Below are 19,571 nucleotides of genomic sequence, written 5' to 3'. Positions count from 1 at the left end.
GCGGCGTTTTTCTTTGGTGCGCCAGTTGTTCATCAAGGGGAAATCTGCAGCCGTGTTCCCAGCGCAAATCACGCTTAACTTCAAGGGCGCGAGCTTGCTCCGCTACCAACCTTGCTCTTATAGAACCCCGGTAACACTAACGCATCTGGACTCTTGGCAAGATGCACCCCCTGCTGCACGGCGGCGCTGAATTGAAACGATGTACTCCACAAGCGGATGCGAGTCCTGAAGAAGTCCGCCCACTGGAATTCGGCAAACGGTTCAGGCGTCTTGATGTAACCCCCTGCATTGCGCACAAACGCTGCGAGGCTTCGGTACGGATCGTCTATCAGCCCCGAGACATTCGAGGGAATCGCGGCAACGCCATGCAGGATGCCGTGCTCGTCATAGGGATGCACCCAGTGGCGGTTCGCCATTTCCAGCCAGAAGGCATCGCCTTTCAGCTTCGACAGGTCGGCCATAACCTCAACGTAAGCATAATTAATCTGGGCATCGAATAAAGCCCGTGCAAGGTGATGATGATCAGTCGCGAAGTGAGTACCATCGCGCCCCAACACGGCAGGAATAGGCACGGCCTTGAGTGCGCGCTTTAATTCTTCGGCAGGCAAGGAGGCGAAGTGTTTGCGTTTCTCATCGACTTCCAGCATGCCGGCGGTTATCTGCGTTGGATGGATCTGCTGCAATTCCAGCCTGACTAATTTTTTCATAGTGGGTACGCAGCGCCTTTAGTAAGTGGCAAGCGTACCCGACGCCATGCGCGCCAACAAGTCAGCGCAAGCAGCAGGCATGGCGCGTGCCGCTCCTCCTCTTGCTAGTACATGTGCGCGCTTTGCATTTTCTTTACATGAGTCTTCGTCATTTTTCGCGGTTATTGTATGGAATGTTATGAGATGTTCTGGGAATGTTTAAACGCGCTTGGTGTAAATGCTGAAGACCATGCCGATGAAACCGGTTAGCCTGTGGGCCATCCCGGTTAGCGGTGGTGATTAACAAATCGAGCGAAAGGCATATGTCAGCATCCGTCGCAAATTCTTCGACCAAAGTTGTACAAGCTGCGCCCGTTCTCATGCTTGGTGCTGTCGGTGTCGTATTTGGAGATATCGGGACAAGTCCGCTTTACACGCTGAGGGAATGCCTCAAGGCCGCGGGCGGAGTCAGTCAGGCCAACGTGTTCGGCATCGTCTCGCTGATTCTGTGGTCCATCCTGATCGTTGTCACGCTGAAGTACGTCAGCTTTGTCATGCGTGCCGGCAATGACGGCGAAGGCGGCATTCTTGCGCTGACCGCGCTGGCGTCGGGTGTGGCTCCCGAGCGCCTGCGTAATGTCTTGCTAACGCTGGGCGTATTTGGTGCGGCCATGTTCTATGGCGACTCCATGATTACACCAGCTATTTCCGTCATATCGGCGGTGGAGGGCGTGACGCTTATCGATGCTCAACTCACTGCCTGGATCGTGCCAATTTCATTGGTTATCCTGACGGGTTTGTTCGCGATCCAAAAGCATGGCACCAGCGCGGTAGGGAAAGTCTTCGGGCCGATCATGGTGGTGTGGTTCGTTACCTTGGCCGCGCTGGGCTTGTCGCATATCGTCCAGCATCCGGTCATTCTTGAAGCGGCTTCGCCAACCTTCGCGATATCGTTCCTGACGCATAGCCCGGGCACTGCGTTCATCGTGCTGGGCTCGGTTTTCCTGGCGCTCACTGGCGGCGAAGCTTTATATGCGGACATGGGACACTTCGGTAAGAAGCCGATTCGCCTCGCGTGGATGTTCCTCGTCTGGCCGAGCCTCGTCATGAACTATTTCGGTCAGGGCGCGCTTGTGATGATGCATCCCGAAACCCTCAAGCAACCGTTCTTCGAGTCGGCTCCCTCCTGGGGACTGGTGCCGCTCGTCATCCTGGCGACGGCCGCGACCATTATCGCGTCGCAAGCGGTGATCTCGGGTGCGTTTTCCATGACGAAGCAAGCCGTGCAGCTTGGATTCCTGCCACGCATTCCGATCGTCCATACGTCGACGCATGAGATTGGGCAGGTGTACGTACCGTTTATCAATCTCTCGTTGTTCGCGGCGGTCGTGTTCCTGGTGGTGTTCTTCAAATCATCCGATAACCTCGCGTCCGCCTACGGTATCGCTGTGGCTTCCACCATGCTGCTCACGACCCTGCTGATGTATTTCATCACGCATTGTCTCTGGCACTGGAAACCACTGGCGACGGCACTTGTCATAGGGCCTTTTGCGGTTGTCGATGCAGTGTTCGTATCGAGTAACGTCAGCAAGGTGCTCGACGGCGGCTGGTTTCCGCTGCTCGCGGGCGCTACGTTGTTCACGGTCATGACGACGTGGCACAAGGGGCGCGAAACGCTTATCGACCGGATGAAATCAGATAACCTGCCGCTCAAGGAAATCATTCATTCGCTATGCCGGGGCAGTCATCCGCCATCGCGCGTGGATGGGACTGCCGTATTCCCGGGCGGCGTGGCCGGCATGACCCCGACGGCGTTCATGCACAACCTCAAGCACAACCGCGTGCTGCACAAGACCAACATCTTTCTTGCGGGCACGACGGACAACGTTCCCCACGTTCGGGACGCCGATAAGGCCGTAGTGGAGGACCTTGGCGACGGTTGCTATGCGGTCAGGGTACGTCACGGTTTCATGGAGATTCCGGACGTGCCGGTGCTTCTGACGTTGATCCAGAAGCAGATTCCGGGCTGGACCTACGACGCCGCCGATACCTCGTTCTTCCTCGCCCGCGACACGATTCGTGCAACGGGTGAAAGCAAGGCGATGGCGCTTTGGCGCGAGAAGCTGTTCGCATTCCTCGGCCGCAATGCGGCGCAAGCGGCGGAGTACTACAGCTTGCCGCCCAATCGCGTGGTCGAATTGGGCGGCCAGATCAATATGTAAAGGGCTGTGCTGGCTACGAACGAAAAAAGCGCGATGGGGTTATTAACCCCATCGCGCTTTAATACATCACAGCTAGCAAGCGCTCAATTTCAGAACTGCAGCGCCGCCGTCAAATCGCCCATCGGCTTGCCGCCTGCAGCGACCATTGCTGCGTCGCGTGCCGTCAGACCCGGCAGCTTCGGCAATGAGTATCGCGTGGTGATCAAACGCAGGATCGACGTCGTATCGTATTGCGTGTGATCGACGAAACCCTTCTTGGCGTACGGCGAAATCACGAGCGCCGGAATGCGCGTACCCGGACCCCAGCGGTCGCCCTTCGGCGGCGAAACATGATCCCAGAACCCGCCGTTTTCGTCGTACGTCACGACCACGACCATGTTCTTCCACTGCGGGCTAGCCTGCAAATGCGCAATCACATTAGCGATGTGCGCATCGCCCGAAGCCACGTCCGTATAACCCGCGTGCTCGTTCAAGTTGCCCTGCGGTTTATAGAACGAAACAGACGGCAAGGTGCCTGCATCGATTGCCGCGATGAACCCCGCGCCGTCCGTGCCGCCATCCAGCAAGTGCTCCGTGCGGTTCGTCGTGCCCGGCGCCAGGTCGGCGAAATAGTTGAACGGCTGGTGATGCGTCTGGAAGTTCGGCACTGAATTTGTCGAGCCGCTGATCTTCGTGCGATCCGCTAACGCCGCGCCCCACGAGCCGCCGTACCAGGCCCACGAAACATTCGCGGTATTCAACAAGTCGCCTATATGCGTCTGCGTTTGCGGCGGCAGCGTGGTCGCGACAGCCGGATCGGCGAGTGCCGGATCGCCACCTGTCGGCGGCGTGTTGCCGCTCGGCTGATACGGGGGTTGCATTGTATTGATGGCAAAGAAATCCGGCGTCAGGTTGCCTGAGTTGACGAACTTTGGAATGCCCGTAATGGCGGAAGTGGGCGATGCTGCGGTCAGTTTCAACGATACCCCGTCAGCATTCACCGATGAAATCGATCCCGATGCCACGCTCTTGTCCGCGTTCGGATAGATCGGCGTGCACGCGCAAACAAGCCACTGGTGGTTCAGGAACGAGCCGCCGAACGCACCCATGAAGAAGTTGTCGGCGAGCGTGAATTGCTGGGCGATCTTGTACAGCGGCAGTTTGTCGGCGTTGGTGTTGTAGTGACCCATGACGAAGCCGCCAGAGTCAGCCCACGCGGCGAACTTGTCGTTCTTGCCGCCATCGATCTGCATCTGGTTTTCATAGAAACGGTGATACAGGTCGCGCGTCGTCAAGGACAAAGGCGTGTTGAAACCTGCCGGGTCGTCGATAGCGAAAGGCGAGTTTGGCAAGTTTGCCGTCATTGCCTGGGTGACCACAGGCGTCACGCCTGTGCCAGTCAGACCGCCCCAGATAGGCGGCAGCGTGGCCAGCACGCTGCCGTCGCGGTCAAGTTGCTGCGCGCTCGCGGCTGTTACGTTCTGCAAGCCGTTGGCGCCCGGGAAGTTGCCGTAGAGGTTGTCGAAGCTGCGGTTTTCCGCATAGATCACGACAATGTTCTTAACCGAGTTGAGGTCGGCGTGGTTGTCGTCATTGCCGCCGCACGCGTATAAGCCGAGTGCGATCGACGCCGTGAGTGGCACGGCGAGGACGAGTTTCTTATTCATCGATAGGTCTCTGTCGTTGGGGAACCGGCTAACGAATCGCTAAGTACCACCTAAGCTTTGCTAAGGCCGTTAGCGATTCTTGCCGGTGCCGCAGTGTCCCAACGGTATTTGACAGGAACATTTAATATCTCTTTCATTAAGTAAGAATATGTCAGGTTGCATCAGATAAACGAAGGGATTTTGTCATGTCATTGATGTGACACACAAACGTCATAGGCTTCGGCTTCCGTCCAATGCCTTACGCACATGCCATCCATCGTCTCCCTGTTGCTGCTGCTTGCCGCACTTTGTGTTTCATCCATCGTGCTGACCGGTTGCGATTCCCATGCTGCTTCAACGGCGCCGCAAGCCGGGTCTTACAACGCAGGCGAAGCGAAGACTCGCGCGCAGGTTTTCGCGCAGGTTAAGCAGATGACGTCGGTGGGAGAAAAGATGTTCCTTGACCCGTCGTTATCCGGGTCCGGCAAACTGGCTTGCGCGTCGTGCCATAGTCCGAATCATGCGTTCGGGCCGCCTAACGCGTTGTCGGTGCAGCTGGGTGGCAGCGACTTGCGGCGGCCGGGATTTCGCGCGGTGCCGTCATTGCGCTATTTGCAATCGGTGCCGCAATTCACGCAGCATTTCCACGATTCAGACGATGAAGGCGACGAAAGTGTCGACGCGGGTCCGACCGGTGGTTTGACCTGGGACGGCCGCGTCGATCATGGTGCGGATCAGGCGCGAATTCCCCTGACGTCGTCGTTTGAAATGGGCAGTACACCGGCTCAAGTGGTCGCGGCGGTGAAGGCCGCGCCGTATGCGGGAGAGTTGCGCGATGCGTTCGGCCCCGCGATTTTCGATAACGACGAAAAAGCCTTCGACGCCATCCTCCGTTCGCTTGAAGCGTTCGAGCAGACGCCGCAAAAGTTCTATCCGTACACCAGCAAGTTCGATGCATTTCTTGCAGGCAAGGCTAAGCTGAACGAAGCGGAAATGCGCGGGCTGGAACTATTCAACGATGAGAAGAAGGGCAATTGCGCGGCATGTCATATCAGCCAGCGCGCAAAGGATGGCTCGCCGCCGCAGTTCAGCGACTTTGGATTGATCGCGTTGGGCGTGCCGCGCAATCGGGCGCTGCCTATTAACAAGAACCCGAAGTATTTCGACCTTGGCGCGTGCGGTCCTGAGCGTCAAGACCTGAAGGGCGAGTCGGAGTATTGCGGCATCTTCAGGACGCCGTCATTACGCAATGTGGCTACACGTAAGGTGTTTTTCCATAATGGTATCTATCACTCGCTGGACGAAGCCGTGCGCTTCTATGTTCAACGCGATACGAACCCCGAGAAGTTTTATCCCACCGTTCATGGCAAGGTCCAGAAGTTCGACGACTTGCCGAAACGCTATTGGGCTAATGTGAATACCGAACCGCCATTTGATCGTAAGCCCGGTGAAAAGCCGGCTTTGGACGAGTCTGAAATCAAGGACGTGGTCGCGTTCTTGAATACGCTGACGGATGGGTATCAGGTGGCTAAATAAACTTGACGATGCCTAACCTTTAGCCCTTAGCCTTTGCTTTAGCTGAGCGCGCCGGCTTTAGCGCATCGATAAATGCCCTAAGCTTTGCTTGCGATTGCGTGCGGACCGGGAAATACAAATAGAGGCCGTCGCTAGGCGGAGTGAAGGGCAGCAACACTTGTTCGAGGTCGCCCGCGGCCAGCTCGCGCTTCGCTTCGAAATCCGCGACGTATGCGAGCCCAAGACCCATGCGGGCAAAGTTAAGCAAAGCGCCGCGATCGTTGACCGTCAAACGGCTGCCCATATCGATCATGACCTTGCGGCCCTCGACTTGAAAGTCCCATCGGTGAATGACGCCCGATTTGACGAAGCGATACTGAATGCCTTCGTGATTCATCAGGTCCTGCGGTGTTTGAGGACGTCCCGCCTTAGCGAAATACGCGGGGCTGCCGACGACCGACCACACGGCATCCGGCGTAAGCCGCAAAGCCACCATGTCTTTCGCAAGCGCTTCGCCCAAGCGAACGCCGGCATCGAAACCACTTTCCACTAAGTCCACGGCGCCCTCATCGAGTGTCAGGTCCAGATGCACGTCGGGATGAGCCACGCGAAACTGTTCGATCATCGGTTCGATCAGCACTGCGCAGGCAGAACGGGTCATCGTGATGCGTAGCGTGCCGGACGCGTTGTGGCGAAAGCTGTTGAGCGCTTCAAACGCACTGTCGATGTCTTCAACGGCCGGACGCAGGCGCTCGAACAGCGATACCCCTGCCTCGGTCAACGCGACTCTCCGGGTGGTGCGCTGAAACAGCGACACGCCATGACGCCGTTCCAGCAGCCGGATCGATTTACTGACCGCCGTGGGCGAAACCTGCAAACGAGCGGCCGCGGTCGTAAAGCTCTTATGCTCGGCCACCGCCAGGAACATGGCCACGCCGGCGAGAAGATCCTTGTCCATGCGCGGCTCCATTATGAACTTCCGGTTCATAGGGAATGTACCTCGATACGCTTTTTCAAGCTGAATCGAATGCGTAGGATTTGCGTCATGGCAACCGGATTTCCGGTGGCCGTTCCGACCAGAGAGGTTCGACATGACCCAGCAAACAGGCTTCAGGCGCGTATGGATGATCACCGGTGCATCGCGCGGAATGGGCGGCGAGATCACTGCGGCAGCGCTCGCTCAAGGTGACGCCGTGGTTGCCACCGCGCGCAAATCGAGCGCGATAATCGATGCACTCGGCTCGCAGCCCGGCCTGCTGGCAGTCGACCTCGATGTCACCAGCGAGTCGGCGGCGCTTCAAGCCGTCAAGCTGGCGATGGCGCATTTCGGTCGCATCGACGTGCTTGTCAACAACGCCGGTTACGGCTTGGCGGGCGCGGTTGAAGAGAGCAGCGCCGAAGAGGTCCGCAATATTTTCGATACCAACGTGATGGGTCTGCTCAACGTCACGCGCGCCGTGCTGCCGCACATGCGCAGCCAGCGTTCGGGGCATGTGATCAACATGTCGTCACTTGGCGGTTATTGGGTCGGTGCGGGTTTCGGTGTGTACGGAGCGACCAAGTTTTCAGTGGAAGGGCTGTCGGAAGCGCTTCACGCGGAACTTACGCCGCTCGGTATTCATGTCACGGTCGTCGAGCCAGGTTATTTCCGAACGGACTTTCTCGATTCATCGTCTGCGATGGAAGCGAAGAATGTGATCGCGGACTATGCGAAAACCGCCGGCAAGGTTCGCGTGTCGGCGAAAGCGTATAACCATCAACAACCAGGCGACCCTAAGCGGCTTGCACAAGCGCTGCTGACATTGGTGTCAGCCGAGAATCCGCCGCTGCGGCTTCAGTTGGGTACGGACGCCTTGACGCGGATTCGCGAGAAGCATGCGTTTGTCGAACAGGAACTTCAGACGTGGGAAGCGCTGTCGCGGTCGACCGACTTTCCGGTGTGAGGGAGTGTGGTCGCGCATAGGGAGCCGGGTGGCTTTATCATTGCTAAAACCCTCTCCTGTGCAGATGGAATGCGGCATGGGATGCAGGGCCGACTGCTTGCCTATGCGCGTCTCGCAGCGCCGGAGAGAACGGAACATGACTGCATCGAATGAAGTTGGACATGCCGCTACAAGAGAAGTCATCGAGCGCTTTTATCGCGCCATCGAGAATGCGGATATAGAGCTCCTGCGCACCGCCGTGACGTCCGACTGGCAATATGTCCCGGGCACATCGGCGCCATCGATCGGCGTGGAGCAGATTGCACCCATGCTCGCAGATTTCGTGCGTGCGCTGCCCGATATGAAAATCATCCTGCTCGATGTCCTGATCCACGACGCCATGGTCGGCGTGCGTGCCAAGGTCACGGGCACGCAGTCGGGACCGCTCATGGGTATTCCGGCTACGTCCAAGGTGGTTGATTTCGCGATTCATACGTTCCATGAACTCCGCGATGACCGCATTGCCAAGACGTGGCACCTTGAGGATTGGCTGGGCTTGTTCCGGCAAATCGGCGAGTTGCCGCCGGGCTTGGCCAACCGTCCTGCTTAGGACGGTGTGCGTCGTTATTAATTAGATAATATCAACGCGTTAGGTATTTCTAGTCGCAGAACGCCAAGACTTAGCGGAATGCACTAACATTCTTATCCTCCATGGAGGATAAGAATGGAGCATACGCAGCTCGACAAAATAGACACCTCAATCCTGATAGCGATCCAGGCCGATGGCCGCGCGACTAACGCGAGCCTCGCCGAAGCGGTCGGCCTTAGCGAAACGCCGTGCGCTCGACGCCTTAAACGGCTGGAAGCGGAAGGGTATATCGAGGGATATCGGGCGATCTTGTCCAGATCCGCATTAAAGCTGGGTCTGCTTGCATTTACGCTGGTGCGCTTTGGCGTGCATGACCGGCAACTCGCCGACCGCTTCGAACGCGAAATACAAGCCATACCGCGGATTGTTTCGTGCCACAACATTTCTGGCAGCGCTGATTATCTGCTGCAGGTTGTCGCGCGAGACCTGGAGGACTATGGCACGTTCCTCCGTGACGTATTGCGTACATTGCCCGGCGTTACGGCCGTCGAGTCCACGCTTTCGTTACGCGAGGTCAAGCGTGATGCGGGGTTGCCGTTGCTTTGAGCGGATCGGTCAAAAATTCATCAGGAATACGAACAAGCTTTTACTACCGATTCATTGCGAGCCAGCCTTGGGCATTTCCGCCGTGCCGGCACCATAGAAACGCACGAGGTCCCTCTTGAGCGAATGCAGGGCTGCATCGTCGAGATAGATCATGTGGCCCGTCGGATAATACGTGCGCTGTACGTTTGCTCGCAGCGACGGGTCCAGTTCCATATGGGCCAGATCGTATTCGGTCTGAAAGAAAGGCGTCGCCAGATCGAAGTAACCGTTAACCGACAGCACGCGAAGCTGGGGATTTTGCCGTATTGCTTCAGCGAGGTCGCCGGCCGCATAGGGCAACTGGAACTGCTCTCCCCACCACGCGCGATGTTTCCAGTTCCACTGCCTCAACGCTTCATCGTTGAATACGCGATACGCGTCCTTCGCTTCGAAGTGAAGGTCTTGCGCAAGATGTTCGTGGAACGCGGCAACGAAAGCGCTCGACACGCTGGTGACCGAGGGATCGTAGTCGGGGCGTCCGTCGGCGTCGTCGAGGTCGATGCCTTCGAATCGCGCGTCGTAGCGGCCCACCGTGCGCGATTCGCTTCGCAGCAGTTGCTTGCGAAACCGTGATGGCCAGATTTGCAGCCGCGTCTGTTTGACGTAGTTCACATCGAGCCCCGTGTAATGCGCCACACGTGCGGCAATTGCGTCGCGATCCGAATCAGAGAGCGAATCACCCGCTGCCAGCGCTTGCGCGTAGGGGCCGGAAGCGAACGCGCGGGCCTCGTCGAGGAACGCCGGCAAGCTTGGCGGCTTGGGGACAATCTTGTCGTGGTACCAGGCAATGGCCGCGTAGGTCGGCAAGTAGCTCTCGCTTTCCAGATCGGTCCCTTCCATATGCGCGCCCGAGTTAAGGATCGATGACATCAACACGACGCCGTTCAACGCAATGTTGTTCTGGCTCAAACGGTACGCAAGCATGGCGGCGCGCGCTGTTCCGTACGATTCACCGAGCAAGTACTTCGGTGAATTCCAGCGCTGGTTGATGCTCAGGTAGCGTTCGATGAAGTGTTGGAACGCGTCCAGATCTTCATCGACGCCCCAAAAGCGCTTGCCGGTTGCGTGGCCTACGATCCTTGAGAAGCCTGCGCCGGGTGCATCGACAAAGACCAGGTCGGTGGTATCGAGCAGGCTGTCCGGATTGTCCGCGAGCACATAAGGTGCCGGTGCCGTGATAGCGGGACTCGATGTATGTGCGCGCTTGGGTCCGAACGATCCCATCAGCAAGAAGACGCTGCCCGCACCCGGGCCGCCGTTAAAGAGAAACGTGATGGGACGCGCGGCCGTGCTTTTCGTATCCGCGATGTAGGCGACATAAAAGACGCTGGCTTCCGCCTGCCCCGCGTTGTTGCGCAGAAGCAGATTGCCGGCCGTTGCCGTGTAGTCGATCTTGCGGCCGTCAAGCCTGACTGAATGCTGCGTGACCGACGTGGTTTCCGGCGGGACCGGTATCACGGTGTCCGCTTTCGATTCGCTGGCGGTGTCGGTGGTGGCAGCTGCTCGCGCAGCGCTTGGGCGGTTGCGGTGAGCGGGGTTGATGTTTGCATCCGATGCGGCGCGGTCGTTGACTTGAGCGGAGGGCTTCGCCATGTCCGGGTGCGATAGCGTCCCGGCAGGCGACGAAGCGGCAGCGCTCGGCGGCGCTTGCGTATCTGCGGGGGCGGCCGATGTGTCGGCCGGTGCTGCGCCGCCTTCCTGAGCCATGGCAGAGGGCAAACCGCCGGCAAGGCTGAGCACGAACAGGCCGCTTATCAGACTGCTCATCAGGCCACTTACCGCTGAGTAGAAACTTGCGCGCATCTTGGTCCCGGCCATTTTTGTTTCTCTGGGTGCAGGCTGGATTCTCGATAAGCCTACCTGTTGCGTCAATAGCGTTGTTGTCATCGGAGGCAAGACGCAAGATCCGTAAGCGCACATGTAAGTATTTCGAAGTCCTAGTGTCAGCCAAGGCGCTTTCCGGTCACAAATACGACTCGAAGCAAGAGACAAGCTAATGATGTTTGAGTTAACCCTTAGCACTTTCCCCCGTTCACTCACTCGATGCCATCGACCACGAGATCGGTTCGCCTATCCGCTTACGCTTTCCTATACTTGGAACAACCAGAGATAACAAACTGTTTCTCGCCTGACAATTAAGCCAGCTTCGGATCGAACCAGAACAAACGATGGACGATCCGTACCCGAGGGTCAAAGGCTCCCGGAAGCGGCCATCTGGAGGAGACATGGGACGACATGCACTCGCTGCAACCGGCGCTGAGAACGTCGGTGAGCCCCAGCCACATCGGCCGGCCGTAGTGGGTCTCGCGCTGGCTGCCCTTGGCGTGGTTTATGGCGATATCGGCACCAGTCCGTTGTACACGCTGCAAACCGTCTTCGATCCCGCCAACGGCTTGAAGCTGGAAGCCGCGAATGTGATCGGCATTGTCTCGCTGATCTTCTGGTCGCTGACGGTGGTCGTCTCGCTCAAGTACGTGACGCTCATCCTGCGTGCGAACAACCACGGCGAGGGCGGGATCATGGCGCTGCTGGCGCTTGCCGCGTCTTCGGTGGCGGATCGTCCACGGCTTCGGCGCGTGCTGCTGGGTGTCGGTGTGATGGGCGCAGCCCTGTTCTATGGCGATGGCGTCATTACGCCCGCTATCTCGGTGCTGAGCGCGGTTGAAGGACTACAGGTCGCGACACCGCTCCTCAAGCCCTATGTCATCCCCATCACGCTTGCCGCGCTGATCGCGTTGTTCATGATGCAAAAGCACGGGACGTCCGGCATTGGCGCGGTGTTCGGGCCGATCATGGTGGTGTGGTTCATCGTGCTGGCCGGCGCCGGGCTCGTCCAGATCATGAACGCGCCGCATATCCTGGTCGCGCTCAACCCGCTTGCGGGGCTGGCATTTTGCCTGCATCACCAGTGGCTGGCGTTCGTCGCATTGGGGGCCGTGGTGCTCTCGCTGACGGGCGCAGAGGCGCTCTATGCCGACATGGGGCACTTCGGCGCGCATCCGATCCGGCTTACATGGTTCGGCATGGTGTTCCCGGCACTTGCGTTGAATTACCTCGGGCAGGGCGCGTTGCTGCTGTCTGATCCGTCCGCTGTGCAAAACCCGTTCTATCGATTGTTCCCGGTATGGTCGCTTTACCCCATGGTCGTGTTGTCGACGATAGCCACGGTCATCGCCTCGCAAGCCGTGATCTCAGGCACCTATTCGATGACCAAGCAAGCGATGCAGCTCGGCTTCCTGCCGCGCATGAATGTGGTGTACACATCGGTGAAGGAGATAGGGCAGATCTATGTTCCGGGGATCAACTGGACCTTGCTGGTTGCCGTGGTGGCGGCTGTGATCGGGTTCGGTTCATCGACTGCGCTGGGGTCGGCTTACGGCATTGCCGTGACCGGCACCATGCTCATCACGACCGTGCTTACGTTCTTCGTGATTCGTTATGCGTGGCATTACAACTGGCTGCTTTGCCTGGGCGCGACGGCGTTTTTCTTTGTGATTGATGCTACGTTCTTCTCCGCCAACCTGCTCAAGATCACGCAAGGCGGGTGGTTCCCGCTTGCTATCGGGCTGCTCATGTTCGCCGTCATGACGACGTGGGGACGTGGATGGGAAATCATGCTGGGAGAAGCCAAGGTACGGGCGGGGACCACGCCGCTAAAGCCGTTCCTTGAGTCGTTGCTGGCTCGTTCGCCGGTGCGGGTTAACGGGACGGCGATTTTCCTTTCGCCAGATCCTCATGGCGTACCGCACGCACTGCTTAACAATCTGATGCATAACCAGGTATTGCATCGGAGAGTGGTTTTCCTGACGGTCTCGAACAAGGAGGTTCCGTGGATTGAGGAGCGCGAGCGCGTCACGGTGAAATTGCTGTGTAGCGATTGCTATCACATCACGATCGCTTATGGCTTCAAGGACGAGGTCAACTTGCCGCGGGCCCTCGAAGCATGCAAGGCGTATGGGCTTGCGTTCGAGCAATCGGAGACATCGTACTTCCTGAGCCGCGCTACGGTGATACCCAAGAAGGATAGGGAAAGGTGTATGGCATTGTGGCGCGAGCGATTGTTCGGCGTCATGTTGCACAACGTCGGCAATGTGTCCGCCTATCTCAAGTTGCCGACTAATCGTGTGGTTGAATTTGGATCGAAGGTGGAGATTTGAGGGCCGGGTTGGGGAGGGAAGTGCCGGGATGCTAGGTTCTGGGGTTAGCGGTCGGAGTTGGCGCCGGGTTGCACGGGTTCTGGGATTAGTGGTTTTGGGTCAATGCCGGGTTGCTGCTTTTTAGGTCTTCGCGGGTTTTATGTTGGCTATTTTCTTTATCACTATTAGCCACTGTGCGTGGCGGCACGTCATTTCTTTGTCCAAAGCGACAAAGAAACGAAGCAAAGAAAACGCTTTCACCTCTCTAAAAATTAAGTGTCCACAGCGTGCAGTTTTATTTCATTGGTACCCCAAAAGCACGGTGCTCGCAAGAGCGAAGGATGTGTGAACCCCTCTTTCTCGCGAATCCTGACAGTAAAACGCTTCGCCCCGTACGCTCTCGGGCAAGCATCAGTGTTCCACGATCCGCACGGCCTCACGCACTTGTATGGGTGAGGTTCTTCGCGCGTTAGCTGCTCGGTTTGCGCTGCCATTTCGGGGGTTAGGCCCTACGCATTCTGCAGCCTCGTTTCTTGGTGGGTTGGCGAAATGCTTCGGTATGCGTACAAATTCGGTGATTGGTTCTAGGCGGATAGCGCGGGGTGCTGTTCGGGCAGGTTCACTCACTGGTGGCGAAGCGTGGGGTATCCGTGTTCGGAGAAAGAGGGGTTCACACATCCGTGGCTCTTGCGAGCACCGTTCTTTTGGGGCACCCATGAAATGGAACTGCACGCTGTGGACACTTAGGGTAGAGCGGTGAAAGCGTTTTCTTTGCTTCGTTTCTTTGTCGCTTTGGACAAAGAAATGACGCGCCGCCACGCGCAGTGGCTAATAGTGATAAAGAGAACAGCTAACACTAAACCCGCGAAGACCTGAAAAGCAGCAACCCGGCAATGAACCCGACCGCTAACGCAGAACCCGCGCAACCCAGCAATAACCCCGACCATTAACACCAAACCCTAGCAACCCCCAACGTGCAAAAACCCCCCATTCAAGCCATCACGCCGCTATGCTCCGACACCAGCGTCTCGATCAACGCGCTCAGATCGCGAGTCGCCTCATTCCGCATGGTCGGCGCGACATGAAGCTCCAACTCCGCGGGCGGTAGCCCCGGCAGACCATCCGATTCCCCAAACGTGCGCCAACACGCCGGCAGCGTCCGACGATCAATTATGGTCACCGCCGCACCATGATTCACGGCAATCCGAATGCCAGTCGGACTCTGGCTCGTGTACACAAGCTGATAATCCCGGCCGATAGCAGTCAGCGCCTGCAACCCGCGTTGCCGATACGTACAACTTTCATCGAAGAGAGCGAGCGGTACCGGCGCATCGGCGCATAACTCGAAGTCGCGATGCGCTGCCCACACCAGTTCCTGACGCGCTAGGGGTTTTCCCCCGGCGCGCTCGCCATGCCGCACAACTAGCGCCAGATCGAGTTCACCCGCACCTAGCCGCTCGAGCAATTCAAGCGATGTACGGCAATGAATATGCGGCCGCGCGCCGGGCCGTAACGCATAAAACGCCCGCAGCAATTCCGGCAGCCATAGCTCCGCATAATCTTCCGGCAGCCCAAAACGAATCACGTTGCCGCGGCTACCGCGCGTCAGTGATGCAATCGCTTCGTTCTGCACCTGCAATATCCGCCGCGCGTGGATCAGGAAATTCTCGCCATCGCTTGAGAGCGCGAAATGACGGCTATTGCGCAAAAACAGGTGCGCGCCGAGCCGCTCCTCCAGCGTGCGGATACGCAGGCTGATGGTCGATTGCGTGCGATGAAGCTGGCGCGCCGCCGCCGTAAAACCGCCGCTTTCGGCCACTACGACAAACGCCCGCACGAGTTCCGCATCGAGTGAAGCGATCTTCGACCAATCGGGTTCGCTAATGGAATCCATCGGAAATACTCGCTTTCCAAAAGAAATTGGCCGCCAAAAGATCGGGCAGTCGTTTGCAGATTCTGTTCGCAGATTGTTGTTGAAGTCGCCCCGTAAATCCACTCGCCAAAATATCGATTTGGAGCCTGCCGTGGTTCTCTCCGCTTTACTTGCCGATGCCGAATGCCTTGATCTCGGCGATATCGTCAACACCGACCGCTATCCCCTGCATGACCCGGACAGCCCGCGCCTGAACGAACTGGTGGCGAATTGCCGTGCGGAGCTGGCCGCGAGCGGCAGCGCCGTGCTGCACGATTTCCTGCGCCCGGAGGCGCTGGAACGGGCACGCAACGAAGGCCGCGCGCTGGCCGCAAAAACCTACTTTTCAACCCGTAAGGTGAACGCCTATTTCACTGCCGATGACCCCACGTTGTCCGATGCCGATCCGCGCCGCATCTTCATGGACCGCACCAGCGGCTTCGTGACACGCGACCTGATTCCGGCAGACGCAATCGTGCATCGCATCTATGTCGCCCAGGCGATGAAACGTTTCGTGGCCGATTGCCTGGGAGAAACCCGGGTCTGGGAATACGCCGATCCGTATGCGGGTCTGGTGCAAAACGTGATGCCGCCCGGCACCGAGCAGCCGTGGCATTACGACACGAACGAATTCATTGTTTCGATGATGACGCAGCAACCCACCGTCGGCGGTGACTTCGAATACTGCCCGAATATTCGCACGCCGCAAGGTGAGAACTATGAAGCCGTCGGCCGCGTAGTACGAGGGGAAACCCGCGACGCCATCAACGTCATCACCTTGCGTCCGGGCGACCTGCAATTGTTCAAGGGCCGCTTTTCGCTGCACCGCGTCACGCAGGTGGCGGGCGATGTCGAGCGTCACACCGCCATTTTTGCGTACTCGCAAAAGCCCGGCGTGATCGGACGGCTTGAACGAACCCGCCAGTTGTATGGCCGTGTTTCAGAAGCGCATCTGGAAGCCGAGCAACGGCTCGTTCGCGCTGATAGCCTGGTTGATTAACCCCTACAAAAAAGCCCACATGTCGATTATTCGCCCCACTCATCTTCCTGAAGATTGCGAACCCACGGCTGCCGAAATTGCGCAGATTCAACGTGACCGGCTGGCCGCCGTGCGCCGTGAATTGAAGAAGCGCGATCTCACCGCCGCAGTGCTGTTCGACCCGACTCACATGCGCTACGCCACCGGCTCGCGCAACATGCAGGTCTATTCAATGCGCAACCCGGCGCGCTATGTGTTCGTGCCGGCAGAAGGCAAGGTCGTGCTGTTCGAGTACGCAGGTTGCGACTTTCTGGCTGACGGTCTGGACACTGTCGATGAAGTCCGTCCCGCGACCGCGATCTCCTATTACTTCTGCGATGACATGCTCGGCCAGGTGACCGAGCGCTGGGCAGCAGAGATCGATGAGTTGGTGAAACAAAGCGGCGGCGGCAAGCGCATCGCGATTGAAAGCGCGACATCTGCAGCAGCGTTCGCGTTGCAGGCCCGCGGTTATCAGGTCTTCGACGCACAGGAGCCGCTCGAACGCGCCCGCGCGATCAAGGTGTCCAACGAAATCAAGATGATCCGCGCTTCGCTGCGTGCCGCAGAAGATGGCGTGCGCAAACTGGAAGCGGCGCTCGTGCCGGGCATTAGCGAGAACGAGCTGTGGTCGCATCTGCATCAGCACATCATTGCAACCGATGGCGACTACATTGAAACGCGCCTGATCAGTTCGGGGCCGCGCACCAATCCGTGGTTCCAGGAAAGCAGCCCGCGCAAGATCCAGTCGGGCGAACTCGTCGGACTTGATACCGACGTGGTCGGCCGTTTTGGCTACTACGCGGATTTTTCGCGCACGTTTCTTTGCGGCGATGTGCAAGCGACGGCTGCGCAAAAGAATCTCTATCAGCTTGCGTACGAGCAGATTCATTCGAACATGGAGAACGTGCGCGCCGGCACGACTTTCCAGGAGTTCATCGCGCGCGCGTGGAAGATTCCCGAGCCTTATCGCGCACGCCGATATTTCGCGCTTGCTCATGGCGTTGGCATGACGGGCGAGTATCCGTACATCGTGCATAGGGAAGACAACGAGGCCAAGGGTTATGACGGCGTGATCGAACCGGGCATGACTCTGTGTATCGAGAGTTATATCGGACACGAGGCGGGCGGCGAGGGTGTGAAGCTGGAAGAGCAGCTCTACATTCGCGACGACGGCCGCGTGGAACTGCTCTCGGACTATCCGTTCGAGGCGCGGCTGCTGGCCTGATCCTCGCAGCGCTATTGACCGCATTCATCTTTTGATCGACCGCCCGCGCTGCGCGCGGGCGTCATCCGTATCTGGAATCCGCCATGCAGAAGCTGTTTAGAAAAGTATTCGTGTACGCATGCCTGTTGTGCAGTTCGGCCGTGTGGGCCGCCTCAAGCCCGCAGGACAAACCGATCACGATCGGCGTGAATAACTGGGCAGAGAATATTGCGGTTGCCAACCTGTGGAAGGTGTTGCTGACGCAAAAGGGCTATACGGTCAGGTTGCAACCCGGCGACAAGGCGATCATCTATAGCGGCGTGGCACAGGGCAAGCTCGATCTCACGTTTGAAGTGTGGTTGCCGTCTGCCGACGGGGCGCCTTACGACAACGTCAAGGCGCATGTTGAAAAGATCGGCCCGTGGTTCGACAAGGCGCAACTCGGATTGGCGGTGCCGGACTACGTGCCGGTCCAGAGCGTCGACCAGTTGAACGCACAGGGCGCTCAATTTATCCACGATGGCAAACCGACCATCTTCGGCATTGAATCGGGCAGCGGCCTGATGAAGCTCACAGCGAAGGCCAAGGGCGACTATGCGCTGGACTACAGCGTGCTGCCGTCGTCGGAAGCGGCCATGCTGATCTCATTGCAACGCGCCGAGCAACGCAAGGAGCCCATTGTGGTGACCTTGTGGAATCCGCATTGGGTGTGGGCGAAATACAAGCTGCACTATCTCAAGGACCCGAAGGGCACCTTTGGGTCCCCCGACGCAATCTATGCAATAGCGGCATCGGACTTCACCGCCAGCCAGCCTGATGCGTCGCGCTGGCTGCATCAATGGAAGATGGATGACGAGACGCTTGGCGCGCTGATGAATGACATTCGCAGCGAAGGCGACACGCAGCCGGAGAAAGGCGTGTCGTTGTGGATCAGCAAGAACCCGGCGCTAGTGGCGCAGTGGCTGAAGTAGCCGGCTTTATCAGGTCATCCGACGCGTCATACCCATCGATAAAAAACCATTCCCCCGAACTCCCCATAGGTGCAAGACGATGCTCAAACGATTCTTCAAAGCAAGCATTTCAGCGCTGGTCGTGGTTGCCGCCAGCGCCGGTACTGCGCATGCCGCAGGGACTTTCTGCAGCTCGGGCAAAACCGTGCACTTCGCGGGCATTACGTGGGAAAGCGGCGCGTTTGCGACTGAAGTGTTGCGGCAAATCCTTGAAAAAGGCTACGGCTGCGCCACGGATGTCGTACCCGGCAGCACGGCCGCTACCGAGACTGCGTTGGCAAGCAACGACGTGCAGGTCTGGGCCGAGCAATGGACTGGCCGCAGTGAGATCACATCGAAAGCAGTCGCCGCCGGGAAGGTCAAGCTTATTGGCGACACGCTGCCGGGCGGCACGAAAGAGGGCTGGTTCGTGCCCGAATACGTGATCAAGGGCGACGCGTCCCGCAACATCAAAGCGAGCGCGCCTGGCCTGGTTGCCGTGACCGACCTGCCGAAATACAAGGAGCTGTTTGCCGATGATGAAGAACCGGAGAAGGGCCGTTTCCTGAACTGCCCGACGGGCTGGGATTGCGAACGGGTGAACACCCGTTTGCTCAAGGTGCTGGGACTCGATGCAACCTACACCAACTTCCACCCCGGCACGGGCGCGGCGCTGGATGCATCGATCGAATCGGCATATCAGCGCGGTAAGCCGATGGTGTTTTATTACTGGGGACCGGCTGCGCTGATGGCGAAATACAAGTTCGCCGAACTCAAGATGCCGCCGTATAACGACGCCTGCTGGAAGACGTTACGCGATGAAAGCAGTACGAAGCAATGTGCTTCGTCATACATGGTGTCGCATGTGACGGTAGGGGTTTCGACGCCTTTCAGCGAAGCCGAACCGCAAGCTATCGAGATGTTCTCGAAGGTCCATTTTCCGATGGACTTCCTGAACAGTACGATCCTTGAAATGACATCGAAGAAGATCGACGGCTCGGCTATGGCGACCACGTTCCTGCGCACGCATCCGGAGATGTGGAAGACCTGGGTGCCGGCCGATGTAGCGGCCAAGGTGCAGGCCAAGCTGGGCACTTGAACACGG

General features: G+C 58.2%; 15 protein-coding genes. 10 read left to right on the top strand and 5 right to left on the bottom strand.

Annotated features, from left to right (window positions below):
* Nucleotides 1-80: 80 nt before the first annotated feature.
* The gene (locus ACSQ83_RS28145; protein ID WP_436230446.1) at nt 81-707 is read right to left on the bottom strand and encodes a ParB-like protein; all 627 of its coding nucleotides are present in this window, start codon (nt 705-707) and stop codon (nt 81-83) included.
* A gap of 302 nt (nt 708-1,009) precedes the next feature.
* On the opposite strand from ACSQ83_RS28145, the gene ACSQ83_RS28140 reads away from it, so the two are divergent.
* Complete coding sequence (locus tag ACSQ83_RS28140; protein ID WP_414953340.1) at nt 1,010-2,908, top strand: potassium transporter Kup; 1,899 nt, start codon at nt 1,010-1,012, stop codon at nt 2,906-2,908.
* 89 nt (nt 2,909-2,997) lie between these two features.
* On the opposite strand, the gene ACSQ83_RS28135 is transcribed toward ACSQ83_RS28140, so the two are convergent.
* On the bottom strand, nt 2,998-4,554 hold the full coding sequence (locus tag ACSQ83_RS28135; RefSeq protein WP_414953341.1) for an acid phosphatase: 1,557 nt from the start codon (nt 4,552-4,554) through the stop codon (nt 2,998-3,000).
* A gap of 246 nt (nt 4,555-4,800) precedes the next feature.
* On the opposite strand from ACSQ83_RS28135, the gene ACSQ83_RS28130 reads away from it, so the two are divergent.
* On the top strand, nt 4,801-6,069 hold the full coding sequence (locus ACSQ83_RS28130) for a cytochrome-c peroxidase (protein WP_436230445.1): 1,269 nt from the start codon (nt 4,801-4,803) through the stop codon (nt 6,067-6,069).
* Between the two features lie 19 nt (nt 6,070-6,088).
* Here ACSQ83_RS28130 and ACSQ83_RS28125 read toward each other — a convergent pair whose 3' ends face one another.
* Nucleotides 6,089-7,006, bottom strand: coding sequence for a LysR family transcriptional regulator (locus ACSQ83_RS28125; RefSeq protein WP_436230444.1), 918 nt, complete (start codon nt 7,004-7,006; stop codon nt 6,089-6,091).
* 133 nt (nt 7,007-7,139) lie between these two features.
* Here ACSQ83_RS28125 and ACSQ83_RS28120 point away from each other — a divergent pair, with 133 nt between their 5' ends.
* The 3 genes from ACSQ83_RS28120 (at nt 7,140) to ACSQ83_RS28110 (ending at nt 9,165) form a co-directional block, all read left to right on the top strand.
* Nucleotides 7,140-7,991, top strand: a complete 852-nt coding sequence (locus tag ACSQ83_RS28120) for an oxidoreductase (protein WP_414953344.1) — start codon at nt 7,140-7,142, stop codon at nt 7,989-7,991.
* 136 nt (nt 7,992-8,127) lie between these two features.
* Nucleotides 8,128-8,580, top strand: coding sequence for an ester cyclase (locus ACSQ83_RS28115; RefSeq protein WP_414953345.1), 453 nt, complete (start codon nt 8,128-8,130; stop codon nt 8,578-8,580).
* Between the two features lie 114 nt (nt 8,581-8,694).
* Nucleotides 8,695-9,165 (top strand): Lrp/AsnC family transcriptional regulator, encoded by a 471-nt coding sequence (locus ACSQ83_RS28110; RefSeq protein WP_414966406.1) that lies wholly within the window; start codon nt 8,695-8,697, stop codon nt 9,163-9,165.
* Between the two features lie 51 nt (nt 9,166-9,216).
* Here the strand turns inward: ACSQ83_RS28110 and ACSQ83_RS28105 are convergent, their stop codons facing one another.
* Nucleotides 9,217-10,971, bottom strand: a complete 1,755-nt coding sequence (locus ACSQ83_RS28105) for a S10 family peptidase (RefSeq protein WP_436230443.1) — start codon at nt 10,969-10,971, stop codon at nt 9,217-9,219.
* 458 nt (nt 10,972-11,429) lie between these two features.
* On the opposite strand from ACSQ83_RS28105, the gene ACSQ83_RS28100 reads away from it, so the two are divergent.
* The gene (locus ACSQ83_RS28100) at nt 11,430-13,361 is read left to right on the top strand and encodes a potassium transporter Kup (RefSeq protein ID WP_436230442.1); all 1,932 of its coding nucleotides are present in this window, start codon (nt 11,430-11,432) and stop codon (nt 13,359-13,361) included.
* Nucleotides 13,362-14,331: 970 nt separating this feature from the next.
* On the opposite strand, the gene ACSQ83_RS28095 is transcribed toward ACSQ83_RS28100, so the two are convergent.
* On the bottom strand, nt 14,332-15,234 hold the full coding sequence (locus ACSQ83_RS28095) for a LysR substrate-binding domain-containing protein (protein ID WP_414953349.1): 903 nt from the start codon (nt 15,232-15,234) through the stop codon (nt 14,332-14,334).
* A 130-nt stretch (nt 15,235-15,364) separates the two neighbouring features.
* Here ACSQ83_RS28095 and ACSQ83_RS28090 point away from each other — a divergent pair, with 130 nt between their 5' ends.
* The 4 genes from ACSQ83_RS28090 to ACSQ83_RS28075 all read left to right on the top strand — a co-directional run bounded on the left by ACSQ83_RS28090 (nt 15,365) and on the right by ACSQ83_RS28075 (nt 19,565).
* Complete coding sequence (locus ACSQ83_RS28090) at nt 15,365-16,252, top strand: HalD/BesD family halogenase (protein WP_414953350.1); 888 nt, start codon at nt 15,365-15,367, stop codon at nt 16,250-16,252.
* A 19-nt stretch (nt 16,253-16,271) separates the two neighbouring features.
* Nucleotides 16,272-17,498, top strand: coding sequence for a M24 family metallopeptidase (locus tag ACSQ83_RS28085; RefSeq protein WP_436230441.1), 1,227 nt, complete (start codon nt 16,272-16,274; stop codon nt 17,496-17,498).
* A gap of 83 nt (nt 17,499-17,581) precedes the next feature.
* Entirely contained in the window at nt 17,582-18,448 is an 867-nt protein-coding gene (locus tag ACSQ83_RS28080) for a glycine betaine ABC transporter substrate-binding protein (RefSeq protein WP_414953352.1), read from the top strand.
* A 79-nt stretch (nt 18,449-18,527) separates the two neighbouring features.
* A complete protein-coding gene (locus tag ACSQ83_RS28075; RefSeq protein ID WP_414953353.1) occupies nt 18,528-19,565 on the top strand; it encodes an ABC transporter substrate-binding protein in 1,038 nt (345 codons plus the stop codon).
* The last annotated feature ends 6 nt before the right edge of the window (nt 19,566-19,571 follow it).

Source organism: Caballeronia sp. LjRoot29 (assembly GCF_964252755.1).
Classification (GTDB): Bacteria; Pseudomonadota; Gammaproteobacteria; order Burkholderiales; family Burkholderiaceae; genus Caballeronia.
The sequence above is the reverse complement of the archived record's forward strand: the minus strand, read 5'-3'. Positions and strand labels throughout refer to the sequence as shown.